The organism is Chryseobacterium sp. HNCC26DJ239 (assembly GCF_057180445.1).
The window spans coordinates 582812-605177 of record NZ_JBXUGJ010000002.1; the positions used below are offsets into that span (position 1 = coordinate 582812).

Annotated in this window: 18 protein-coding genes; 11 read left to right on the forward strand and 7 right to left on the reverse strand. The window is 34.6% G+C overall.

Features of this window, described 5'->3' with window-relative positions; translation table 11 throughout:
- Window positions 1-68: 68 nt before the first annotated feature.
- The 10 genes from AC2A1D_RS06410 (at window position 69) to AC2A1D_RS06455 (ending at window position 12273) form a co-directional block, all read left to right on the forward strand.
- Window positions 69-1589, forward strand: coding sequence for an APC family permease (locus AC2A1D_RS06410; protein ID WP_484042803.1), 1521 nt, complete (start codon window positions 69-71; stop codon window positions 1587-1589).
- Between the two features lie 63 nt (window positions 1590-1652).
- On the forward strand, window positions 1653-2675 hold the full coding sequence (locus tag AC2A1D_RS06415) for a WD40/YVTN/BNR-like repeat-containing protein (RefSeq protein ID WP_484042804.1): 1023 nt from the start codon (window positions 1653-1655) through the stop codon (window positions 2673-2675).
- Between the two features lie 51 nt (window positions 2676-2726).
- On the forward strand, window positions 2727-3620 hold the full coding sequence (locus AC2A1D_RS06420; protein ID WP_484042805.1) for a sialate O-acetylesterase: 894 nt from the start codon (window positions 2727-2729) through the stop codon (window positions 3618-3620).
- 97 nt (window positions 3621-3717) lie between these two features.
- A complete protein-coding gene (gene hemN, locus AC2A1D_RS06425; protein ID WP_484042806.1) occupies window positions 3718-5076 on the forward strand; it encodes an oxygen-independent coproporphyrinogen III oxidase in 1359 nt (452 codons plus the stop codon).
- Between the two features lie 4 nt (window positions 5077-5080).
- A complete protein-coding gene (locus tag AC2A1D_RS06430; protein ID WP_484042807.1) occupies window positions 5081-6289 on the forward strand; it encodes a hypothetical protein in 1209 nt (402 codons plus the stop codon).
- Window positions 6290-6523: 234 nt separating this feature from the next.
- A complete protein-coding gene (secD, locus tag AC2A1D_RS06435) occupies window positions 6524-9418 on the forward strand; it encodes a protein translocase subunit SecD (RefSeq protein ID WP_484042808.1) in 2895 nt (964 codons plus the stop codon).
- Between the two features lie 131 nt (window positions 9419-9549).
- Complete coding sequence (locus AC2A1D_RS06440) at window positions 9550-10767, forward strand: TCR/Tet family MFS transporter (protein ID WP_484042809.1); 1218 nt, start codon at window positions 9550-9552, stop codon at window positions 10765-10767.
- 61 nt (window positions 10768-10828) lie between these two features.
- Window positions 10829-11170, forward strand: a complete 342-nt coding sequence (locus AC2A1D_RS06445) for a Sec-independent protein translocase subunit TatA/TatB (RefSeq protein WP_484042810.1) — start codon at window positions 10829-10831, stop codon at window positions 11168-11170.
- Entirely contained in the window at window positions 11171-11740 is a 570-nt protein-coding gene (locus tag AC2A1D_RS06450; protein WP_484042811.1) for a phosphatase PAP2 family protein, read from the forward strand. It begins immediately after the preceding gene.
- Window positions 11741-11814: 74 nt separating this feature from the next.
- Window positions 11815-12273 (forward strand): tRNA (cytidine(34)-2'-O)-methyltransferase, encoded by a 459-nt coding sequence (locus AC2A1D_RS06455; RefSeq protein ID WP_484042812.1) that lies wholly within the window; start codon window positions 11815-11817, stop codon window positions 12271-12273.
- Window position 12274: 1 nt separating this feature from the next.
- Here the strand turns inward: AC2A1D_RS06455 and AC2A1D_RS06460 are convergent, their stop codons facing one another.
- Window positions 12275-12748, reverse strand: a complete 474-nt coding sequence (locus tag AC2A1D_RS06460) for a 23S rRNA (pseudouridine(1915)-N(3))-methyltransferase RlmH (RefSeq protein WP_484042813.1) — start codon at window positions 12746-12748, stop codon at window positions 12275-12277.
- A gap of 155 nt (window positions 12749-12903) precedes the next feature.
- Between AC2A1D_RS06460 and AC2A1D_RS06465 the strand changes: the two genes are divergently transcribed.
- Window positions 12904-13908: a YihY/virulence factor BrkB family protein gene (locus AC2A1D_RS06465; protein ID WP_484042814.1), complete on the forward strand. Its 1005-nt coding sequence runs from the start codon at window positions 12904-12906 to the stop codon at window positions 13906-13908.
- Between the two features lie 55 nt (window positions 13909-13963).
- Here the strand turns inward: AC2A1D_RS06465 and nhaA are convergent, their stop codons facing one another.
- The 6 genes from nhaA to AC2A1D_RS06495 form a co-directional block, all read right to left on the reverse strand.
- Window positions 13964-15151: a Na+/H+ antiporter NhaA gene (gene nhaA / locus AC2A1D_RS06470; RefSeq protein WP_484042815.1), complete on the reverse strand. Its 1188-nt coding sequence runs from the start codon at window positions 15149-15151 to the stop codon at window positions 13964-13966.
- Window positions 15152-15155: 4 nt separating this feature from the next.
- Window positions 15156-17360 (reverse strand): RelA/SpoT family protein, encoded by a 2205-nt coding sequence (locus AC2A1D_RS06475; protein WP_484042816.1) that lies wholly within the window; start codon window positions 17358-17360, stop codon window positions 15156-15158.
- Between the two features lie 121 nt (window positions 17361-17481).
- Complete coding sequence (locus AC2A1D_RS06480) at window positions 17482-17847, reverse strand: hypothetical protein (protein WP_484042817.1); 366 nt, start codon at window positions 17845-17847, stop codon at window positions 17482-17484.
- Window positions 17848-18044: 197 nt separating this feature from the next.
- Window positions 18045-19955, reverse strand: coding sequence for an acetate--CoA ligase (gene acs, locus AC2A1D_RS06485; protein ID WP_484042818.1), 1911 nt, complete (start codon window positions 19953-19955; stop codon window positions 18045-18047).
- 102 nt (window positions 19956-20057) lie between these two features.
- On the reverse strand, window positions 20058-21986 hold the full coding sequence (locus AC2A1D_RS06490) for an AMP-binding protein (protein WP_484042861.1): 1929 nt from the start codon (window positions 21984-21986) through the stop codon (window positions 20058-20060).
- Window positions 21987-21995: 9 nt separating this feature from the next.
- The gene (locus tag AC2A1D_RS06495) at window positions 21996-22355 is read right to left on the reverse strand and encodes a response regulator transcription factor (RefSeq protein ID WP_484042819.1); all 360 of its coding nucleotides are present in this window, start codon (window positions 22353-22355) and stop codon (window positions 21996-21998) included.
- Window positions 22356-22366 lie beyond the last annotated feature (11 nt).

Here is a 22366-nt window from a genome sequence, read left to right on the forward strand (position 1 = left end):
GGTAATGACCGTTAATATTTCTAAATTTTTTATATTTTCGTAAATCTTTAAATAAATAAAAAAAACTTATGTCTAAAATTTGGACCAAAAAGCCAATGAGTGCTTTTGAGGCAGATCTTAAAAGCAGTGAGCTGAAAAGAGTTCTAGGAAAATGGAGCCTTACTGCGATCGGAATCGGAGCTATCATCGGCGGAGGAATTTTTGTACTTACCGGAACTGGAGCTTACTATCATGCAGGACCTGCATTGGCGGTTTCGTTCATTATCGCAGGTATTGCGTGCGTTTTTGCCGCACTTTGTTATTCAGAATTTGCATCTATTTTACCTGTTGAAGGTTCGGCTTATGCCTATGCATACGGAACTGTGGGAGAAATTTTTGCTTGGATTATCGGTTGGGGGCTCATCCTCGAATATGCGATGGGATCAATGACGGTTGCCGTTTCATGGTCGGGATATTTTAATAAACTCTTGAAGATGTTTGGTCTTCATTTACCAGACTATCTTACATCAGACCCTGCAAGTTACGCGGGAGAAGGATTTTCTATGAATCTTCCTGCATTTTTAATCGTACTATTTGTTATTTCAATTCTTATTAAAGGAACAAAAGAAGCTGCAAAAGCCAACAACTTGATCGTAATCATGAAGGTTTCTGCAGTTTTATTCGTTATTATCGCGGGTGCTTTCTTTATTAATGCAGAAAACTGGAATCCTTTTATTCCTGCTGTTCAAGAAGTGATGGAAGGTGATAAAACAAAAGAAGCTTACGGTATTCAAGGTATTATTTCCGGAGCCGCTGCAATCTTCTTTGCATATGTAGGTTTTGATGCCGTTTCTACTCAAGCGGGAGAGGCTATCAATCCTAAAAAAGATGTTCCTTTTGCAATTATCGTTTCACTTTTGGTTTGTACAGGTCTTTATATTTTGGTGTCTTTGGTTTTAACTGGGATGATGCATTATTCAGACTTTAATCCTCAAGGTAAATACCCAGATGCAATTAAAGCGCCTGTTGCGTATGCTTTCGAAATTGCTGGTCAAGGTTGGGCAGGTTACATCATTACAATTGCAGCAACTGTTGGTTTGGTTTCTGTATTGATGGTAATGATTATGGGACAGTCTAGAATTTTCCTAGGAATGTCTAAAGATGGTTTGATTCCTAAAATGTTCAGCGATTTGCACCCGGTAAGAAAAACTCCAGCAAAAAGTTTAATGATTTTGGGAGTTGTAATTGCTACTGTTGCAGCGTTTACACCCATCAGTAAATTAGCAGATATGACAAGTTTCGGAACTCTATTCGCCTTTACAATGGTTTGTGTTGCGGTTTGGATTTTAAGAAAGAAAGAACCAAACTTACCAAGAAACTTCAAAGTTCCTGCATTGCCTGTAATTGCAACTTTAGGTATTGCGATTAATCTATATTTAATCTGGAACTTAAGCCACGAAGCGAAATATTTATCTCTAGGTTGGTTAGCAATTGGGGTTGTAATCTATTTTACGTACAGTTTAAGAAATTCTAAACTTCACAAAGTAGGATTCGGAGAAACCTTCAAAGCTGAACAAGAGCCTTTGGAAAAACCAGATCTTGATCTTTAAGATTTTTAAAAATATATACCATAAATCCACAGTTCGTACTGTGGATTTTTTATTTTTGTTACTATGAAAAAACTGATCACAACTTTTTGTCTTTCGGTTTCTGTAATTTCTTTTGCACAGAAAATTGAAAGTTTTGAAACACTTCTTTCCGATAAAATTAGCATTCGTGCTTTAGAAGTGTATGATAATAAAATCTGGTATAGCGGAACGGATTCTAAATTCGGATATGTTGATTTAAAAAACGCTAAAAATCAAAAACAAATAAAGCTGTCTGAAGAAAAGTTGCAGTTTCGAACTTTAGCACAAGATAAAAATGCATTTTATACGATTAATATAGAGAGTCCTGCATATTTTTTTAGAATTGATAAAAAAAGTTTAAAGCATACTGTTGTGTATAAAGACTCTGCGAAAACAGCTTTTTATGATGCTTTACATTCTAATGAAAAAGGCTTTTATACATTTTCTGACCCCACAAATCAACTAAATCTGAAGTTTTTAAATTTCAAAGTTGAAAATGGTCTGTTTGTAAAAAAAGATTATAACTATTTAAAATTAAATGTTGGCGAAGCAGCTTTTGCAGCAAGTAATACCAATATTGCATCTTCTAAAAATTATGTTTGGATTGCTACCGGAGGAAATTCTTCAAGAATCATTCGGTTGAATTTAAAAAATGAAAAATTAGAAGCTTTTACAACGCCTTTCGTTCAAGGAGTTTCTTCGCAAGGAATTTATTCTATAGATTTTGCAAATGATAAATTTGGAATTGCAGTGGGAGGAGATTACACCAAACAGTCGGATAACATCAACAATATCGCAACATCTACCGATGCAGGTAAAACGTGGCAAATTCAAGCTTCTGGAAAAAATGCTGGCTACACCACTTGTGTGAAAATAAAACCAGGATCAAAAGGAAAAGAAATTATTTCCGTAGGTGACCAACATATTTCTTATTCTTCTGATTTCGGGAAAACCTGGACGAAAATTTCCGACGAAAAAGGTTTCTTCGTTTGCGAATGGATTGACGGAAATACCGTAGTTTTTGCAGGAAAAGATAGGGTAGTGAAAGCAAAAATTATTTTCAAATAATTTCTTTTTTAACTGTGTAGAGTTTGAATTTAACCTTAGTATTATTTTAAAATGAAAAAAATAAAAATACTTTCACTTTGTTTTTTACCTTTAATTTTTTCGGCTCAGAAAGTTAGAGTTTTTGTTTTGGCGGGGCAGTCGAATATGAATGGTTTTGGGTATAATAAAGATTTACCAGACGATTTAAAAGATATTAAAGACGTTTATATCTTTCAGGGAACTACAGCTTCCGATGGAGATAAAAAAGGAGGTTTAGGAAAGTGGGAATCATTAAAGCCCGGTCATGGAACGGGTTTTAAGTTTGATGGAAAAAAGAACATTCTTTCAGATCGTTTCGGACTTGAAATGTCTCTCGCCAAAAGATTGAAAGAGCTTTTCCCTAAAGATAAAATAGCTTTAATAAAATATGCAAAAGAAGGAACTTCGGTCGATAGTTTAGCTAAAGCAAATTTCGGATGTTGGGAACCTGATTTTCGTAGTTTAGATGGGATTAATCAATACGATCATTATCTTACTACGGTAAACTTGGCTTTACAGGAGTGGGATATCGATAAAGATGGGAAAAAAGACGAGGTAGTTCCTTCTGGTATTTTGTGGATGCAAGGCGAAAGCGATGCTGGTTTTACCAAGGAAGTTGCAGAAAAATATGAAGATCATCTCCATGAATTAATGAATTTAATGAGGGCGAGTTTGCGTAAAGACGATGTACCTGTTGTAATTGGTAAAATATCAGACTCTGGAAGAAATGATAAGGGAAAAGTTTGGGCTTTTGGTGATATCGTGATGAATGAACAGGAGAATTTCGTGAAAAAAGATAAAAAAGCAGCCATCGTACGATCTACAAAAAATTATAATTACAGTGATACATGGCATTACGACAGCACTAGTTACATAGATTTAGGTGTAAATTTTGCAAACGAAGTCTATAAACTCATTACAAAATAAAGATTTTACAAAAACCTAAGATCTCTCATTTATTATTCAGCATTAATGAGTAATTTTGCATACCTATTGTTAAAAATAGGATTTCAAATTTTTTCACATGAATTCTTTAGTAGATAAATATAATATTCCAGGACCTCGTTACACATCTTATCCAACCGTTCCGTATTGGGACGAAAGTTCTTTTTCGGCAGAACAATACAAGCAAACGGTAATTAGGTCTTTCAACGAAAGCAATGCAGAAGAAGGTATTTCAATTTATATTCACCTTCCTTTTTGTGAAGCTTTATGTACGTTTTGTGCATGTCATAAAAGAATTACAAAGCAACACAGCGTAGAAATTCCGTATTTGGAATCTGTTTTAAAAGAATGGAATTTATATTTAAAACTATTTTCAGAAAAACCAAAACTTAAAGAACTTCATTTAGGAGGCGGTACACCAACTTTTTTCTCTCCTGCGAATTTAAAAACTTTGTTGGAAGGTATTTTTGAAACCGTTGAAATAGCCGAACATCCAGAATTTTCTTTTGAAGGGCATCCCAATAATACGACAAAAGAGCATTTGCAAACTTTGTACGATTTAGGGTTTAGAAGAGTAAGTTTTGGGGTTCAAGATTATGACCCGAAAGTTCAGAAAGCCATCAACAGAATTCAGTCTTACGAAAAAGTAAAAGAAGTTACAGAATTTGCTCGTGAGATAGGATATAGAGGAATTAGCCATGATTTGGTTTTTGGTCTTCCGCACCAAAATTGGGAAGCGATGGAAAATACCATTAGAAAAACTATGGAATTGAAACCAGACAGACTTGCTTTTTATTCTTATGCACACGTTCCGTGGGTAAAGGGAGTTGGGCAAAGAGGTTTTGATGAAAACGACCTTCCAAGTGGTGAAGAAAAAAGAAAACTTTACGAAAACGGCAAAAAACTTTTGGAAGAATTAGGTTACATTGAAGTTGGGATGGACCATTTCTCTTTGGAACATGATGATTTGTACCAATCGATGCAGGAACGTAAACTTCATCGTAATTTTATGGGCTATACGTCGAGTAAAACTCAGCTTATGGTTGGTTTGGGAATGTCTGCGATTTCAGATTCTTGGTATGCATTTGCACAAAATGTGAAAACGGTGGAAGAGTACCAAATAATGGTTGAAAAAGGCGAAATTCCTGTGGTAAAAGGTCATATTTTGAACGAAGAAGACCTTTCTGTAAGAAGACATATTTTAAATTTAATGTGTCAGTTACAAACTGAATTTACCGAAGCTAATTCTTTCGCAGAACTTGATAACGCTTTAGAAATGTTGTCTGAAATGGAAAACGACGGTTTGGTAGAAATTTCAGGGAAACAAGTCAAAATTACAGAAAAAGGAAGAGCTTTTACCAGAAATGTTGCCATGGTTTTCGATTTGAGAATGATGCGAAACAAGCCCGAAACCAGAATTTTCTCTATGACTATCTAAAATTATGAAAAGCAGAATTTCTGTTTTTCTAATTTTACTGTATGCATTGGTTTTCAGTGTAAGTAAAACCTTGCGATTTCCCAACGATTGGGCAGAATCGCATTGGTTGATGGATTATCGTTTTGGATTTATTAAAAGAGGTTTAGCAGGAGAAATTTTCGGTTGGTTATTCCCAAAAACGGAACTTAGCATTACAGTTTTATCTGCAATTATTCTTTTTACGCTGTATTTTTTATTTTTATTAATTTCAGGAAAGGAGATTTTCAAAAAAGAGTTTGAAGTAAAGAAAATACTGTTTTATCTGCTGTTTTTTTCTTCGCAATACATCATTTTTTCGGCGCATTTAATCGGGTATTTAGACCATTTGATCTTATTATTCACGATTTTAACTGTGTTTTTAATTCGTAAAAAGAAAATTTTTATAGCTTCTTTGCTTTCAGCTTTTTCGGTTTTAATTCATGAAATTTCTTTTTTCATTTTAATGCCAATCAGTGTTTTTGCATTGATGATTTCGCAAATTTCTTCAGAAGGTTTTTCCTTAAAATTACTTGTAAAAAAGGAAAATTTTTTTCAGACTTTACAGTTTTTAAGTTTTCCATTATTGGCTTTATTGTCAATTTTTCTATTTTATGATGGTGAATCTTTGCAACACGCAAAAGTTTTTAATTATCTAAAACAATATTCTTTTATTGAAGAAAATCCTGCTGATTCTGTTGTCTCTGGTTTTACGAAATCTTTTTCCTATCAATGGGAAGCGCAAAGTCCGCATTTTTTTCAAAGAGTTTTTGTCTCAACTTGTACTATTTTATACGGAATTCCAATGTTGGCAATGACACTTTTTATCTTCAAATTTTTTGATTTTAAAAAGAAATTAGACTTGTTTTTATTGTTGATTGCGGTTTGTTTTTCTCCGCTTTTGCTTCATGCAATTGCCTACGATACGTATAGAATTTGGACTTTTCCTTTCGTGATGTTGTTTTTGGTCTTTTGGATTTTGCAGATGTATCAATTTCCAAAAAATAAAAAGTCTCATTTAAGTTTTTTTGAACTGTTTTTGTTCGTAATTTCTATCATTTTTACACTCTTCGTTCCAAATCATCTTTTTGATGGCGAAGTGGAGCGATTTTCTTTCCAAATAAGAGTTTTATGCTCTTTTCCGTTGGTTTTGGGCTTGATTTTCATCCTTAAAAAGTCTAATATTTCCTCATTTTAAGTTTTATTTTCAATCGATTTTATTGATATTGATTTGATATTTAACGGTTTAATGAATTATTGAATTGTTGAAGAAAAGTCAATTATGTTTTGTGGAATTCTAAAAACGGTTTTTTCTATCCATTAGATTTATATGAATTTCTCTGAAAATAAACGATTTCTATTGTTAAAAAATCAAAAAAAATACAATTAAATTGTTATATTTGCCGACTTAATTTAACGTAGTTATAACAAAATGCAAGGAAAAGGACTTATTACAATTGTTGCTATTGTCCTGGGGTTGATTTGCCTTAACGAGCTTATTCCAACCTGGTACGCCAGCAAAATTGATTCGCAGATCGAAGCTGCGAAAGGGAACGAAAGAGAAATCAAGAGACTTAAAGAAGAGACTCTGAATCTCGGTTACACAGAGCTTACTTATGCTAAAGCTAAAGACAAAGAAATGAAATTGGGTCTCGACTTGAAAGGAGGGATCAACGTTCTATTGGAAATCAATCAAAGAGATTTGATTAACGATTTAACCAATTTTTCTACCAATCCAGTTCTTATTGAGGCTCTAAACAGAACCGATGAAGTTCAGAAAAATTCTACAAAATCTTACATCGACAACTTTTTTGTTCAATTTGATGCTGTAAACAAAGAAAAAGGTACAAACCTTAAGCTTGCAGACACAGAAATTTTCGGAAATACAAATCTTTCTGAAATTAAATATGATACTCCAGATGAGCAAATCAAAAGTATTATCAGAAAAAGAATCGACCTTTCTGTAGGGACTGCTTTTGAAGTAATCAGAACCAGAATCGATAAGGTAGGTGCAATTCAGCCGAATGTACAAAGAGTACCAGGAACTGCAAGAATTTCTGTAGAAATGCCGGGTATGAAAGACATCGACAAAGTGAAGAAAATGCTTCAGACTTCTGCAAAACTACAGTTCTGGGAAGTGCAACAAGCTCAGGAAGTTGTGCCTTACTTACAAAGTGTAAGTGCTATGATTTCTGCTAAAGGTGATTCAATCGGTATTTCTAAGAAGACAGATTTGATGAAACTTCTGCAGTTAGAGAAACTTCAAGCAAACGGAGTTGGAAACATTAAACTTACTGATACTGCTGCAGTAAACAAAATTTTAAACAGCAAAGTTGCTCAGTCTTTAAGACCTGCAAACTTAAAATATACTCAGTTTATGTGGGGTTACAAGCCGGAATCTACTTCTCCGGAGGATCTTGTTCTTTACGCAATCAGAGGAAATATCAATCAAAAAGCGCCAGTAGACGGTGCAGTTGAAACTGCAAAAATTAGCTATGATGATTTAGGAAGAATCGTTGTAGATATGCAGATGGATTCTAAAGGTGCAAAAGAGTGGAAAACTCTTACCGAAAGAAACGTTGGTAAGCCTGTAGCTGTAACGCTTGATGGTAACGTTTATACTGCGCCAAATGTTGTAGGTGCAATTCCTAACGGTAGAACTCAAATCTCTGGAAACTTCTCTCAAGAAGAAGCTAAAGAATTGGTAGACGTGTTAGGAGCAGGTAAACTTCCTGCAGGTGCTAAAGTTGTTCAGGCTACACAAGTTGGCCCTTCATTAGGACAAGAGTCTATTGATGCAGGGATGATGTCTTTTGCTATCGCATTCCTTATCATTATCGTTTACATTATTTTCTATTACGGTGGAGCAGGTGTTTATGCGGTAATCGCGATGGTGATCAACATTTTCTATATCTTCGGAATTATGGATTCTGGTGATTTCACACTTACGCTTCCTGGTATCGCAGGTATGGTTCTTACCATGGCAATGGCGGTAGATACGAACGTAATTATTTACGAAAGAACTAAAGAAGAACTTTTCGCAGGTAAAAGTATTCTTGAAGCTTACAAAGATGGTTTCAAACACGCATTGAGTGCGATTATTGACGGTCACTTAACAACTTTGCTTACTGCGGTAGTATTGTTCTTCTTTGGAACAGGACCTATTAAAGGTTTCGCATTAACATTAATGATTGGTATCGTTATGACATTGTTCACTTCGGTTGCATTGTCTAGAGTAATGATCTTTACTAGACTTGAAAAAGGAAAAGGCCTTTCTGTTTGGACTGCTCCAACGAAAAACTTATTCAGAAATACTTGGATTGATTTTATCGGAAAGAGAAAAATCGCTTACGCTGTTTCTGCCGTTCTTACCATTATCAGTTTAGTTTCAATCTTTACAAACGGTTTCAAATACGGTATCGACTTTACAGGTGGTAGAAACTATGTGGTAAGATTTGATAAAAATGTAAATGCTAACCAAGTTGAAGAAGATTTAGTGAAACTTTTCAAAACTGAAGACGGTAAAAACTCTTCTGTTGAAGCTAAAACTTTCGGAAACGACAAGCAATTGAAAATTTCTACAGATTACCTTATCAACGATGAGTCTTTGAAAGCTGACCAAACTATTGAGAAAAAACTTTATGAAGGTTTAAAAACTCAACTTCCAGCAAATCTTACTTTTGAAGATTTCAAAGCGGCAGATAAAGGTACAACTGGTATTATTTCTTCTGAGAAAGTAGGCCCTACTGTAGCGGATGATATCGTTACTCACGGTGTTTTAGCGGTAGTTGCAGCATTAGCAGGAATCTTCATCTATATCTTGGTAAGATTTAGAAAATGGCAGTTCTCTTTAGGAGCGGTTGCTGCGTTATTCCACGATGCGGTAATCATTTTGGGAGCATATTCATTGCTTCACAAATTCATGCCTTTCAACATGGAGATTAACCAAGATTTCGTTGCGGCAATTCTTACAGTATTGGGTTACTCAATAAACGATACAGTAATTATCTTCGATAGAATTAGAGAGTATTTAAGAGAGAAAAAATCTGTAACTCTTGCAGGGTTATTTGACGATTCAATTTCTAGTACTTTAGGTAGAACTTTCAACACTACATTTACAGTATTGTTGGTAATCTTAGCAATCTTCATCTTCGGAGGAGACAACCTTAGAGGATTCATGTTTGCCCTACTTATTGGTATTGCTTTCGGAGCTTACTCATCAATCTTCGTAGCATCAGCAATTGCTTACGATTTCTTGAAAACAGGTAAAGAAGAAGACGTACACGGTAAGTCTACTACAAATAAAGAAGTGGCAACTTCAAAATAAATTTAACTACGATTAAGTTTTACGGACTGTCTTTTAAAGGCAGTCCTTTTTTTATGTTTTGAGATGAATATTTTTTGAATGTTCATCAAATAATTTCACTAAAACTATAAGTTTTGATTAATTTTGAACCTATGGAAAAATCAAAAAAAAGTGCAGCAATTGGCTTTATTTTTATCACTCTTTTAATAGACGTTATTGGTCTGGGAATTATCATTCCTGTAATTCCAAAATTGATAGAAGAGCTCATTCATGGCGACGTTACAGAAGCTGCAAAATACGGTGGTTGGCTGGCTTTTGCATATGCTTTTACACAGTTTGTTTTTTCTCCGGTTATTGGTAATTTAAGTGATAAGTACGGAAGAAGACCTATTATTTTAATTTCACTTTTAGGTTTTGCCGTAGATTATATTTTTTTGGCATTAGCTCCTAATATTGAATTGCTTTTTGTTGGACGAGTTATTGCCGGAATTACGGGTGCAAGTTTCACCACAGCAAGTGCGTATATCGCCGATATTTCTACCGATGAAGACCGTGCAAAAAACTTTGGGATGATTGGTGCAGCTTTCGGATTAGGTTTTATTATAGGGCCTCTTTTGGGAGGAGTTTTAGGATATTTCGGAGCTAGAATTCCTTTTTACGCAGCGGCAGTTCTTTGTTTAATCAATTTTCTTTACGGATATTTTATTCTTCCAGAAAGTTTAGATAAAGACAAAAGAAGAGAATTCGATTGGAAACGTGCAAATCCTGTAGGTTCTTTAAGATTTCTTTTAAAACATCCTGAAATTTCGGGCTTGGTGGTAAGTTTATTTTTAGTTTATATTGCAGGTCATGCGGTACAAACCAATTGGAATTATTTTACCATGAGCGAATTCAAATGGAATGAGCTTACTGTAGGTATTTCTCTTGGAGTTGTAGGATTACTTGTAGCTTTGGTTCAAGGAGTGCTTATTCGCTATACTACACCCAAACTAGGAGAGTACAAAAGTATTTATGTAGGTTTGGCTCTTTATGCAATAGGGATGCTTCTATTTTCTTTTGCCACGGAAGGGTGGATGATGTTTGTAATTTTAATTCCTTACTGTCTTGGCGGAATTTGTGGGCCAGCTTTACAGTCTGTAATTTCCAAGAATGTTGCGGCCAATGAGCAAGGCGAACTTCAAGGTGCTTTAACGAGTTTAATGAGCGTTACAGCAACTATTGGTCCGCCATTGATGACCAATCTTTTTTATCATTTTAGCGAAAAAAATGCAGCATTCAGATTTCCAGGTGCTCCTTTCTTTTTAGCCTTCATTATGATGGCTGTAAGTGTAGGGATTACCTATCGTGCTTTCGGGAAAAAGAATTCTTAAAAATTTTTTAAAATTGCAATGAAACCTAAGTTTTATCTTTAATCTTTCGTATTTTTACAGCATGGAATTAAGTTTTGGAGAAATGGCTCTGATTGTGATCGCAATCGTCGTTTTGTTTGGTCCCGATAAACTACCGCAGATTGCTCGAGATTTGGGTTCTGGAGTGCGAAAAATGCGTGGCGCTGTCGAAGACATCAAAACCGAGATTTTGAAAGAAACAGATAATCCTGTTTCTGATATCAAAAAGGAGATAGATAAAATAAAAGATGCTGCAAAAGATTTCAACCCGATGAAAAATCTTGAAGATGAAATTAACAACGCAGCTCCTAAAGAAATTGCCGACAACAAACCCGTAATTAAACCTTCTGAAGACGACTCTTACGAAGGACCAGTAAGCCGATAAATGGAAGAAATTATACTAAAAGATAAAGAACTTTTTCTTTATTTAAACAATTTGGGAAGCCAGCCTTTTGATGCTTTTTGGGAACTTGTTTCCGAGAGATTTGTTTGGATTCCTTTGTATGTAATTCTTTGCTATTTGCTTTATAAAAATTTTAGCCTAAAAGCTTTTATCTTCATTTTGATATTTGTTGCTTTGGGTACAACCGTTTCAGACCAGGTTGCAAGTATTTTTAAGCATGGATTTTTAAGGTTTAGACCTTGTAAAGACCCAGAATTACAGGGGTTGTTTAGAAAAGTGGTTACTCCGGGAAGTGATTACGGATTTTATTCTGCTCACGCTTCTAATACATTTTTTCTAGCGACTTACCTAAGTATTTTGTTGAAGGGAAAACTGAAGTGGTTTCCAATAGCTATTTTTGTTTGGGCGGCAGTAGTTTCTTACAGTAGAATTTATTTGGCGGTTCATTTTCCTGGAGACGTTTTGATGGGTGCTTTTATGGGAATTATTATAGGTCTTATTTTTTCTTTTTTAGCTAAAAAAGTTATTGCAAAACAAACCGTTCAGAATTAAACTATTAAGAAAAATAAATTTAAATATATACAAAATGTCATTAGCAATAGTGGCATTTTTTAATGAATATAAATATGCTAAATATCGTATTGGTAGAACCAGAAATCCCTAATAATACGGGAAATATTGGAAGATTGTGTGTAGGAACAGAAAGTAGATTACACCTTATTCATCCGCTTGGTTTTTTAATTGATGATAAAAATTTGAAACGTTCAGGATTAGATTATTGGGTGCATTTAGATGTCACCGAATATCAAAACGTCGATGAATGGATTGCGGTAGTTCCGGATAAATCGCGTGTGTTTTTGATGAGTTCTCATGCGCAAAAATCTTACCTTGAAATTGATTTTCAAGATGGAGATTGGTTGGTTTTTGGGAAAGAAAGTGTGGGTTTAAGCAAAGATGTTTTAGATCGTTTTGAAAATCATCTTACGATACCGATGTCTAAGCTTATTCGAAGTTTTAATATTGCCAATTCGGTTGCGTTCGTTGTTGGCGAAGCAAAGAGACAGTTGGGTTTAAAAGCGAAATAAATTAATCATTATGATAAGGTTTACCTTGCAAGATCTGGTCTGCTCGGTAAATCTGTTCCACAATAAAAAGCCGAATCATTTGGTGTGTAAATGTCATTTTAGAAAGTGACATTTTTTCGTTGGCTCTGCTGTAGATTTCATCCGAAAAACCATAAGCGCCCCCAATAAGAATATGAATCTTCTTCACCGAAGAATTCATCCAATTATCAATCTTTTGCGCAAATTCTCTGCTGGTAAATTGCTTTCCTTTCTCATCTAAGAGAATAACAGAATCGGTTTTATCAATGTGATTTAGGAAAAGTTTTGCTTCTTCCTTTTTCAGTAAATCTGGAGATAGGTTTTTTGCATTTCGTACATCTGGGATTTCGATAATTTCAAAATTCCAATGTTTTGGTAAACGAGTGAGATAATATTTTATTAAAGAAGTGATTTCTTTGTCATCCGTTTTGCCGATACATAGTAGAGAAATGCGCATTTTATTATCTTTTGTCTGCAAAGATATTTAATTTAAAACAGACTTATCGGCTTCAATATTTTGAAAGTCGTTGTAATTGTTATATTTTTACTCTAAACTAATAAGTGTTAGTTGAAAAACTCAAATTTTGGTACTGGATTAGTATTCATAGAAACATGGCAATTAAAACTCCCGCAATACTACTTAGAATTCAAAAATTTTTTGATGATATTCATATTCCTTTGCTTGGTATCTCGCTTTGGGAAATGTTTCAGATATATTTTGCCGGGATTTTTAAAGATAAAATAGGAAGAAAAGCGGCTGGAATTTCATGGAACTTTACCTTGAGTTTGTTTCCGTTTCTTCTTTTCTTGCTTTCGGTAATTCCTTATATGCCTCATTACGATAAGCTTCAGTTTTATATTTTTGAAGTTCTAATGCATAATATTTTCCCGAGTAATATTGAAGGAGATGTAAGAACGTATATTGAAAACAGTATCATCCCTAATATGAAAGGAATTAGTAATTATACCATTCTTTTTGCATTAATTTTCGCTACAAACGGAACTTTTGCGCTAATTAATGGTTTTAATGAAAATTCGGAAGAAAAATTGAGCGACGTAAAAGAATTTATTCTCTCATTTTTTATTACAGTAGGCTTTGTAACGATTATTTTCCTGTCGCTTTTCGGGGTGTATTATGTAGAGGTTGTAATGAAACTTTTTACCCCAAGTGCAAATATTTCTTGGCTGGTACAAAACCTGTCAAAGATTATTGGGTTTGTTTCGTTCCCGATTTTTTATTTTATTCTTTTAGCTATGTTTTATTGGCTTGGAACAATGAAAATCACGAGATTCAGACAGGCGATTCCGGGAGCGATTTTAACGACGGTGCTTTTTATCTTAACCACCTATGTTTTCGCTTTATATGTAAAAAATGTAGCAAGATACAATGTCTTGTACGGGTCTATTGGAAGCATGATTCTTCTTATGGTTTGGGTAAATGTAAACGTATATCTTCTTCTTTTCGGAAATCAGTTAAATATGGCGATTAGAAAGTTGAGAATAGAAAAACTGCTTTCAGATGAGCTTAAGAATGAAGCAGATCATTTTATTGCAGGTACGTCAGAACCAGATTTTGAGACAGATGAAGAGCATACAAGGAAGTTTATAGAAAAGTAAAAAGTCTTTTAATAAATAGAAAACCGGGCGATTAATCGTCCGGTTTTGTTGTGTTTTATATTGAATTATTATCCAGTTTTCTTCTTTTTCGAATATGAGAAAATTTCAAAACAAAATATCCGCTAATTGCCGCAATCAAAGACGCGATGAGGATTGCAAATTTAGCTTCATTTTGAAAATCGATATGGTTTTTAAACGAAAGTAAAGCAATGAAGATAGACATCGTAAAACCAATTCCTGCCAATAAACCAACTCCCCACATATGTATCCAAGTACTGTTTTGCGGCAAACTGCTTACTTTAAGTTTTACTGCTAAATAGGAAAATAAATTAATGCCTAAAAACTTTCCGGCAACCAAACCTGTAATAATTCCTAGTCCTAAAGTACTTCCTAAACCTTCAACCATACCATTTTCAAATTTGATATTTGTATTTGCTAATGCAAAAATTGGCATGATGAAAAAGTTAACGGGTAAATTAAGTTTGTGTTCCAGCTTTTCAAGTGGAGAAACGATAGTCTTAGACTCGTTTGTAGGAATGGTAAAAGCAAGGAGAACTCCTGCAATTGTAGCATGAATTCCTGAATGATGAAGGAAATACCATAGAAAAACACCCGGAACTAAATAAAAAACTAGCTTTTCCACTTTGAAATAGTTTAATAAGGCTAAAAAACCAACAATTCCGAAGGAAATCAATAAGCTAATCACATCGATTTGATCGGTGTAGAAAAATGCAATCACTAAAATAGCCCCCAAATCGTCTACAATTGCTAATGCTGCCAAAAATACTTTAATAGAGCCCGGAATTCTATTGCCTAAAAGCGAAATAATAGCTAAAGAAAACGCAATGTCTGTTGCCATCGGAATTCCCCAACCACTGCTAAATTCAGTTTTAAAATTAAATAAAAAGAAAATAACTGCAGGAACGAGCATCCCACCAACTGCAGCAAAAATAGGCAAAGACGCTTTTTTAAAGGTTGCTAATTCGCCTTCTATTAATTCGCGTTTTATTTCTAAGCCTACCAGTAGGAAAAAAATAGCCATAAGACCATCATTTATCCACATACTTACAGGGTATTTTAGGTGGAAAAGATCTGTGCCAATTTTTTTGTCTAAAAATTGAGAAAAGCTTTCGTTGAAGGAAGAGTTGGCAATAATCAATGCTATTGCAACGCAGAAGATGAGTAAAATTCCTGAGGATTGATTGCTTTTAAAAAATTTGTTAAAGTATATTGTTAAATTCATTTTGTTATATTCTGCGTACTCTAGAGACGCCGTTGATGTCTTTCAGCTTTTTAAATGTTTCTTCAAGCTGACCGGTATGTTTTACCTCAAGATTGATGTTTCCTGTAAAAATACCGTCATTAGATTCTATAGACATGCTCTTCATATCCATTCCCATTGCTCCACTAATTACAGTGGTAATATCGTTAATCATCCCCATTCTGTCCAATCCCTCAATCTCAATTTTTACTCTGTTTTTAAAGCTTTCTGCATTCACCCATTTTGCAGGAATTACCCTGTAATCATATTGAGCACGAAGGTTTATTGCGTTTGGACAGCCATCGTTGTGAACTTTAATTCCGTCTGAAATAGTGATGAATCCGAAGATTTTATCACCAGGAATTACGGTGCAACATTTTGCGTAAGAATAATTGAGCTTTTCTTCATCCTTGCCAAAAACAATCATGTCTAGATTCTGTTCTTTAGGTTCTTCGTAATGAACATTTTTGGTAGGAGATTTTCTAAACCTTGAAAGTAAATTGTTGAAAACGTTTTTACTTTCTATATATTTTCTCAAACTGCTTGCATCAAGCTCGTTGGTTTGGAATTTTAAAAATAATTCTTGCGAACTTTTTAAATTGAAAAACTTCTGCAGTTTGTTGATTTCTTCATCATTAAAATTAATTTTTGCATGGCGAAGTTTTCTCTGTAGAATTTCTTTTCCTTCTTCTACTAAAACGTTTTTCTGAGAGTTTAAAAAGCCTTTAATTTTTGATTTTGCTTTGGAAGTAACTACAAATTCCAGCCAATCTGCTTTGGGTTTTTGGTTTTGAGAAGATAAAATATCAATTTGATCACCGTTTTGCAGTTTGTAAGAAATAGGGACCAGTTTTCCGTTAATTTTTGCTCCAAGGCATTTCATTCCTAAATCTGAATGTACAGAAAAAGCAAAATCTAAAGCAGATGCATTGGTTGGCAAAATTTTAATTTCACCTTTTGGAGTAAATACAAAAACTTCTTTAGAGTATAGATTGAGTTTGATATTGTCTAAAAGCTCCGATGTAGAAAGGTTTTGCTGCTGTTCTAAAACATCTCTAATTTCGGTAACCCATTTTTCAAAATTTCTGTCATCAGAACTTTGTTTGTAGCCTTCTTTGTATTTATAGTGTGCTGCAACGCCTTTTTCGGCAATATCATCCATTCTTTCGGAACGAATCTGAACTTCAATCCATTTTCTATCAGGGCCTAAAACCGTTAAGTGTAAACTTTCGTAGCCGGTAGAACGTGGTTGTGTAATCCAGTCACGCATTCTGGAAGGGTTGGAGTGATATACGTCTGTTACGATAGAGTAGATTTTCCAGGCAAGAAATTTTTCGTTTTTTGCATCAGATTTATAAATAATTCTAATGGCATAGTTGTCGAAAACTTCTTCAAAAGGAACGCCTTGCTTCAGCATTTTTCTATAAATTGAGGAAATTGCTTTTGCTCTTCCTTTAATACTAAAGTTTAGACCTTCATCTTTTAATCGTTCAGAAACTTCGTTTTTAAATTCGTGGATGTATTTCTCACGAGATTCTTTTGCGAGTTCTAATTTTTGTGTGATCTCGTTGAAGATGTCTGGATTGTTGTATTTCAAAGAGAGATCTTCGAGTTCAGATTTAATATTGTATAAACCTAAACGGTGCGCCATTGGAGCATAAATATACACAGTCTCGGAAGCAATTTTTTTCTGCTTATCCGGAGCCATGCTTTCTAATGTTCTCATGTTGTGAAGACGGTCGGCAATTTTAATTAAAATCACTCGGAAGTCTTCGGATAGAGTAAGAAGCAGTTTTCTATAGTTTTCAGATTGAACCGATATGTTTTGGTGGTTCATGATCGAAATTTTGGTAAGACCATTTACGATTTCTGCAATTCTTGCCCCGAAAATTTTCTTTAAATCTTCGTAAGTGTAATCAGAATCTTCTATTACGTCATGCAGAAGAGCGCATGCGATTGAAGTAGCGCCTAAACCAATTTCTGTGGCAACAATTTTTGCCACGGCAATAGGATGGTATATGTAAGGTTCTCCCGATTTTCTTCTTTGGTCTTTATGGGCGTCCAAAGCGATATCGAAAGCTTTTCTAATTAATTTGTTGTTTTCTTCGTCTAAAGTACGATAGGTATTAGAAATCAGGTCTTTATATCGTGCGAGAATTTCTTTATTCTCTTGTTCCAGGTCATAACTCATTTTTCAAGTCTTTGTGTAAACGAAAATACGAAAAATAACTCCAATTGTCAATTCCTGAAAATAAAAAAATCCGCAGAATAAATCTGCGGATCTTCGGTTATCAGTTTTATAGTTAGTTTGTTTAAAATTTTACTTCAGAGTCCATTCCGGCGGTTGCACTCTTAAATTTAAGATCGTGACTTGGGTGAAGTTCAGTTTTGTTTTTGGAATCGATGTACTTTTTGATGGTACAATAAGTAGCGTCTTTAATGTTCATGTTTTCAAATGAATAACAGTTTAAAACAGAGTTTTCACTGAATACTTTTCTTGCTCGTTGTTCCTGTTCAGAATCATCGATTTGAACACTCGTCATGTAAGGAACATCATGATGGTCTTCTGTGATATAAACTATATAACTTTCGTTATCGAAACCTGCCATTTCCAGCTCGATTTCGAGTCTTTTACAATCGCTGTGCTTTTGAAAAACACCTGTAATAATTCTGGACATGATATTTGTTCTTTAGGGTAATGTAAAGATAAGTAATTTATTTTAAATTGTGTTAAATATTTTTGAATTATTTATCATTAATTTATTTTTGTTATTAAATCTACTTATATAATTATTTATTGAGTGAGAAATTAAAAACGCCTGTTGTGCTAACAACAGACGTTTTTTTTAGATAGATTTTTTAAACGAGAAATGAATTAATCTAATCTTTCGTTTTTAATTTCGTCTACAATTTCTGGGTTTAATAGAGTAGATGTGTCTCCAAAGTTAGAGAAGTCGCCCTCTGCGATTTTTCTCAAAATTCTACGCATAATTTTTCCTGAACGTGTTTTTGGAAGCCCGGAAACAAACTGAATTTTATCCAATTTAGCAATCGGGCCAATTTGATCAGAAATTAATTGATTGATTTCTTTTCCAAGATTTTCTTTGTTTCTGTCTTCTCCAGATTCTTTCAATATTACAAAACCGTACAATGCACTTCCTTTAATGTCGTGAGGATAACCTACAATTGCAGATTCTGCAACAGCAGGGTGCTCGTTGATGCTGTCTTCAATTGGAGCAGTTCCTAAATTGTGACCAGAAACGATAATAACATCGTCTACACGACCGGTAATTCTGTAATAACCTACTTCGTCTCTCAAAGCGCCGTCGCCAGTGAAATATTTCCCTGGAAATGCCGTAAAATAAGTTTCTTTATATCTTTGGTGATCTCCCCAAATGGTTCTTGCGATACCTGGCCACGGAAAACGAATGCATAAGTTTCCTGTCACTTGATTTCCAGTAATTTCATTGCGTTTATCATCCATTAAAACTGGCTGAATTCCTGGTAAAGGAAGTGTGGCGTATGTTGGTTTTGTAGGGGTTACAAATGGAATAGGAGAGATCATGATTCCTCCGGTTTCTGTTTGCCACCAAGTATCTACAATTGGGCATCTTTTTTGTCCAACGTGGTCGTTAAACCAATGCCAAGCTTCGTCGTTAATAGGTTCACCTACCGACCCAATTACCCTTAAACTGTCTAAATTATGTTTGCTTACCCATTCCGTGCTTTCTTTTGCTAAAGAACGAATAGCGGTTGGAGCAGTGTAGAATTGTGTTACTTTATGTTTTTCAATTACTTCCCAAAATCTATCGGGTTCTGGATAAGTTGGGATTCCTTCAAAAATCACTGTGGTTGCTCCGTTTAAAAGCGGACCGTATAAAATGTAAGAGTGCCCTGTAATCCAACCAATGTCTGCAGTACACCAGTAAATGTCGTTTTCCTGATAATTAAAAACATTTTTGAATGTGTATGCAGAGTACACCATGTATCCTGCACATGTATGAAGCATTCCTTTAGGTTTTCCCGTAGATCCAGATGTATAAAGAATAAATAACGGGTCTTCGGCATCCATAATTACGGTAACAAAATCTGCAGAAGCTTGTTCGTAGAGGTCATTCATCCAAAAATCTCTACCTTCTTTCATTTTTACTTCATTGTGGGTGCGTTTTACGACTAGAGTTTTTTCTACTGTTGGGCATTTTTCTAAAGCTTCATCGATGATTGATTTTAAATCTAAAACTTTACTTCCTCTATAACTTCCGTCTGAAGTGATGATTAATTTCGCACCGCAGTCATTCACTCTAGAAACCACAGCTGAAGCCGAAAAACCTGCAAAAATTACAGAATGAACAGCTCCAAGTTTTGCACAAGCCAACATGGTAATTGCCAGTTCTGGAATCATTGGTAGGTAGATGCAGACCCTGTCGCCTTTTTCAATTCCCATGTCTCGCAAAACATTGGCAGTTTTGTTTACTCTGGTGTATAACTCATGATAAGAAATATGCTGTGCTTCTTCTTTTGGATCGTTGGGTTCCCAAATGATGGCTGTTTTATCTCCTCTTACCGAAAGATGTCTATCTAAACAGTTTTTGGTAATATTTAGTTTTGCATCTTTAAACCAAGTGATTTTTGCTTCATTCATGTCATACTTTACCACTTTGCTCCATCTTTGGTACCAAACAAAATTTTGATCAGCAACTTTATCCCAGAATTTTTTAGGGTTTTTGATAGATTTTTTATACTCTTCAAAGTAGTGTGGTAAATCTTCAATCACGTAATTTCTCATATTTTAATTTTTTTTAGATATTTATTTTTATTTCGTGTGTCGTTTATTGATTAGCTTGAAAATTGATTTTTTCAAACCTTTATTTTAAGAAAAGTCAATCATTTATTTTGGATTTTTATATTCTAAAATCTTTTCCTGAATTTCCTCAATAATCTTCTCATCATCAATCGTTGAAGGAATTTGGAATTCTTTTCCGTCGATAATGGTTCTGATCAGTTTTCTTAAAATTTTTCCTGAACGCGTTTTTGGAAGTCTTTTTACAACCGCCACATTTTTAAGACAAGCAACCGCTCCAATTTTTTCTCTTACCGTTTTTACGATTTCTTTTTCTAAATTTTCCTCAGAGATTTCTGCTCCATTTTTTAAAACAACGGTAGCGAAAGGAATTTGTCCTTTCAGTTCATCATCAATACCTACAACTGCACATTCTGCGACATCTGGATGTGAAGAAACGATTTCTTCCATTTCAGACGTCGAAAGTCTGTGTCCTGCAACATTGATCACATCATCCACTCTTCCGGTGATGAAAACGTAGCCGTCTTCATCTTTTATAGCTCCGTCTCCGGAAAAATAATAGCCATTAAATTGTGATAAGTAGCTTTTATCGAACCTTTCGTAATCGTTCCAAATTCCCAGAAGCGCACCTGGAGGAAGTGGAAGTTTAATAACTAGATAACCTTCATGATGAGGATCTAGTTCGTATCCGTTTTCGTCAAAAACTTTAATGTCATAACCCGGAATTGGTTTTCCTGCGGAAGCTCTTTTAATTTTATAATCATCATCAAAAGTTATTAATCCTAACATAGGAGAACCTGATTCTGTCTGCCACCAATGGTCTATTGCGGGAACATTGATGTGTTCTGCAAACCAGTCTAAAGTTGCAACATCGCATCTTTCACCTGCTAAAAACTGTTTCTTGAAGTGACTTAAATCGTATTTCTTCACCAATTCTCCATCTGGGTCTTCTTTTTTAATTGCTCTAATTGCGGTAGGAGCGGTAAACATCGCAGCAACTTTATACTCGGAAATAATTCTCCAAAATGTTCCCGCATCGGGCGTCATAATAGGTTTTCCTTCAAAGATAATGGTTTTATTTCTGTTGATAAGCGGTCCGTAAACGGTGTAGCTGTGTCCAACAGCCCAACCAAAATCTGAAGCCGCCCAAAAAGTTTCACCGGGCTCAATTCCGTAGACGTATTTCATAGAAAACTTCAAGGCGGTTGCATATCCTCCTGTATCTCTTGCAATTCCTTTTGGTTTTCCTGTAGTGCCGGAAGTGTAGAGAAGATATAAGGGGTGATTTGATTCCACAGAAACACAATCTGCCGGTTCTGATTTGGAAACCAATTCCTCGTAATCAATCAAACCTTCGAACATTTCGCTTTGGTTTTCAACCAACTTTCTGTTGAAAACGATAATGTTATCCACTTTGTCTTGCGCAAGTTCGATGGCTTTTTCCACTAAAGGAAGGTAAGGAATTCTTTTGGCTATTTCAACACCTGCTGTTGCCGTGATTAAAACTTTTGGTTTACAATCGTCGATTCTTACCACCAATTCGTGCGGAGCAAAACCTCCAAAAACAACATTGTGGATAACGCCGATTCTCGCACAAGCCAACATTGCAAAAAGAGTTTGTGGAATCATTGGCATGTAAATTACTGCGGTATCTCCCTTTTTTAATCCTAGAGATTTTAATCCTCCTGCTAATTTTGATATTTCTTCTTTCGCCTGGTTGTAGGTGAATTTTTGTTTTTGATTGGTTACCGGTGAGTCGTAAATAATCGCAATTTCTTCTGCAAAACCATCTTCAATATGCTTGTCTATGCATAAATAAGACATGTTTAGTTTGCCGTCTACAAACCATTGGGTATAGTTGTTTTTATCTTCAGAAATAATCGTTTTTGGAAATTCAAACCAAGAGATTTCTTTTGTTTGTTCTGTCCAAAACTGTTCTTTGTTTTCTATGCTGCGTTTAAATAAATCGTTAGTATCCATAGTTTTTCTGTGTTTTTTTTGTAAATATTCCTTTATAGTAGTGTTTTAAAGCATTTCTTCTATCTGTTGCATAAGTTTTTTAATAGAGTAAGGTTTAGTAACATAAGCATCTGCTCCCATTTCTAATCCTTTTTCGATGTCTCTAGGATTGTTTTTTGCACTCAAGAAAATAACTTTCGTGTTGTGAAGGTTTTCTCTTTTTTTAATTTCTTCTAAAGTGCTGTATCCATCAAGGTTTGGCATCATAATATCTAGCAAGATTACATCGGGAGTAATGGTTTCTAGGAAATCTAAAACTTCTGTACCGTCTCTTGCGATAAAAACATCATAACCGCTTTTTCTAAAGCTATATTCTAGAGACATGAGGATTTTGTGCTCATCATCTGCGATAATTATTTTTTTCATGTTTTTACTTC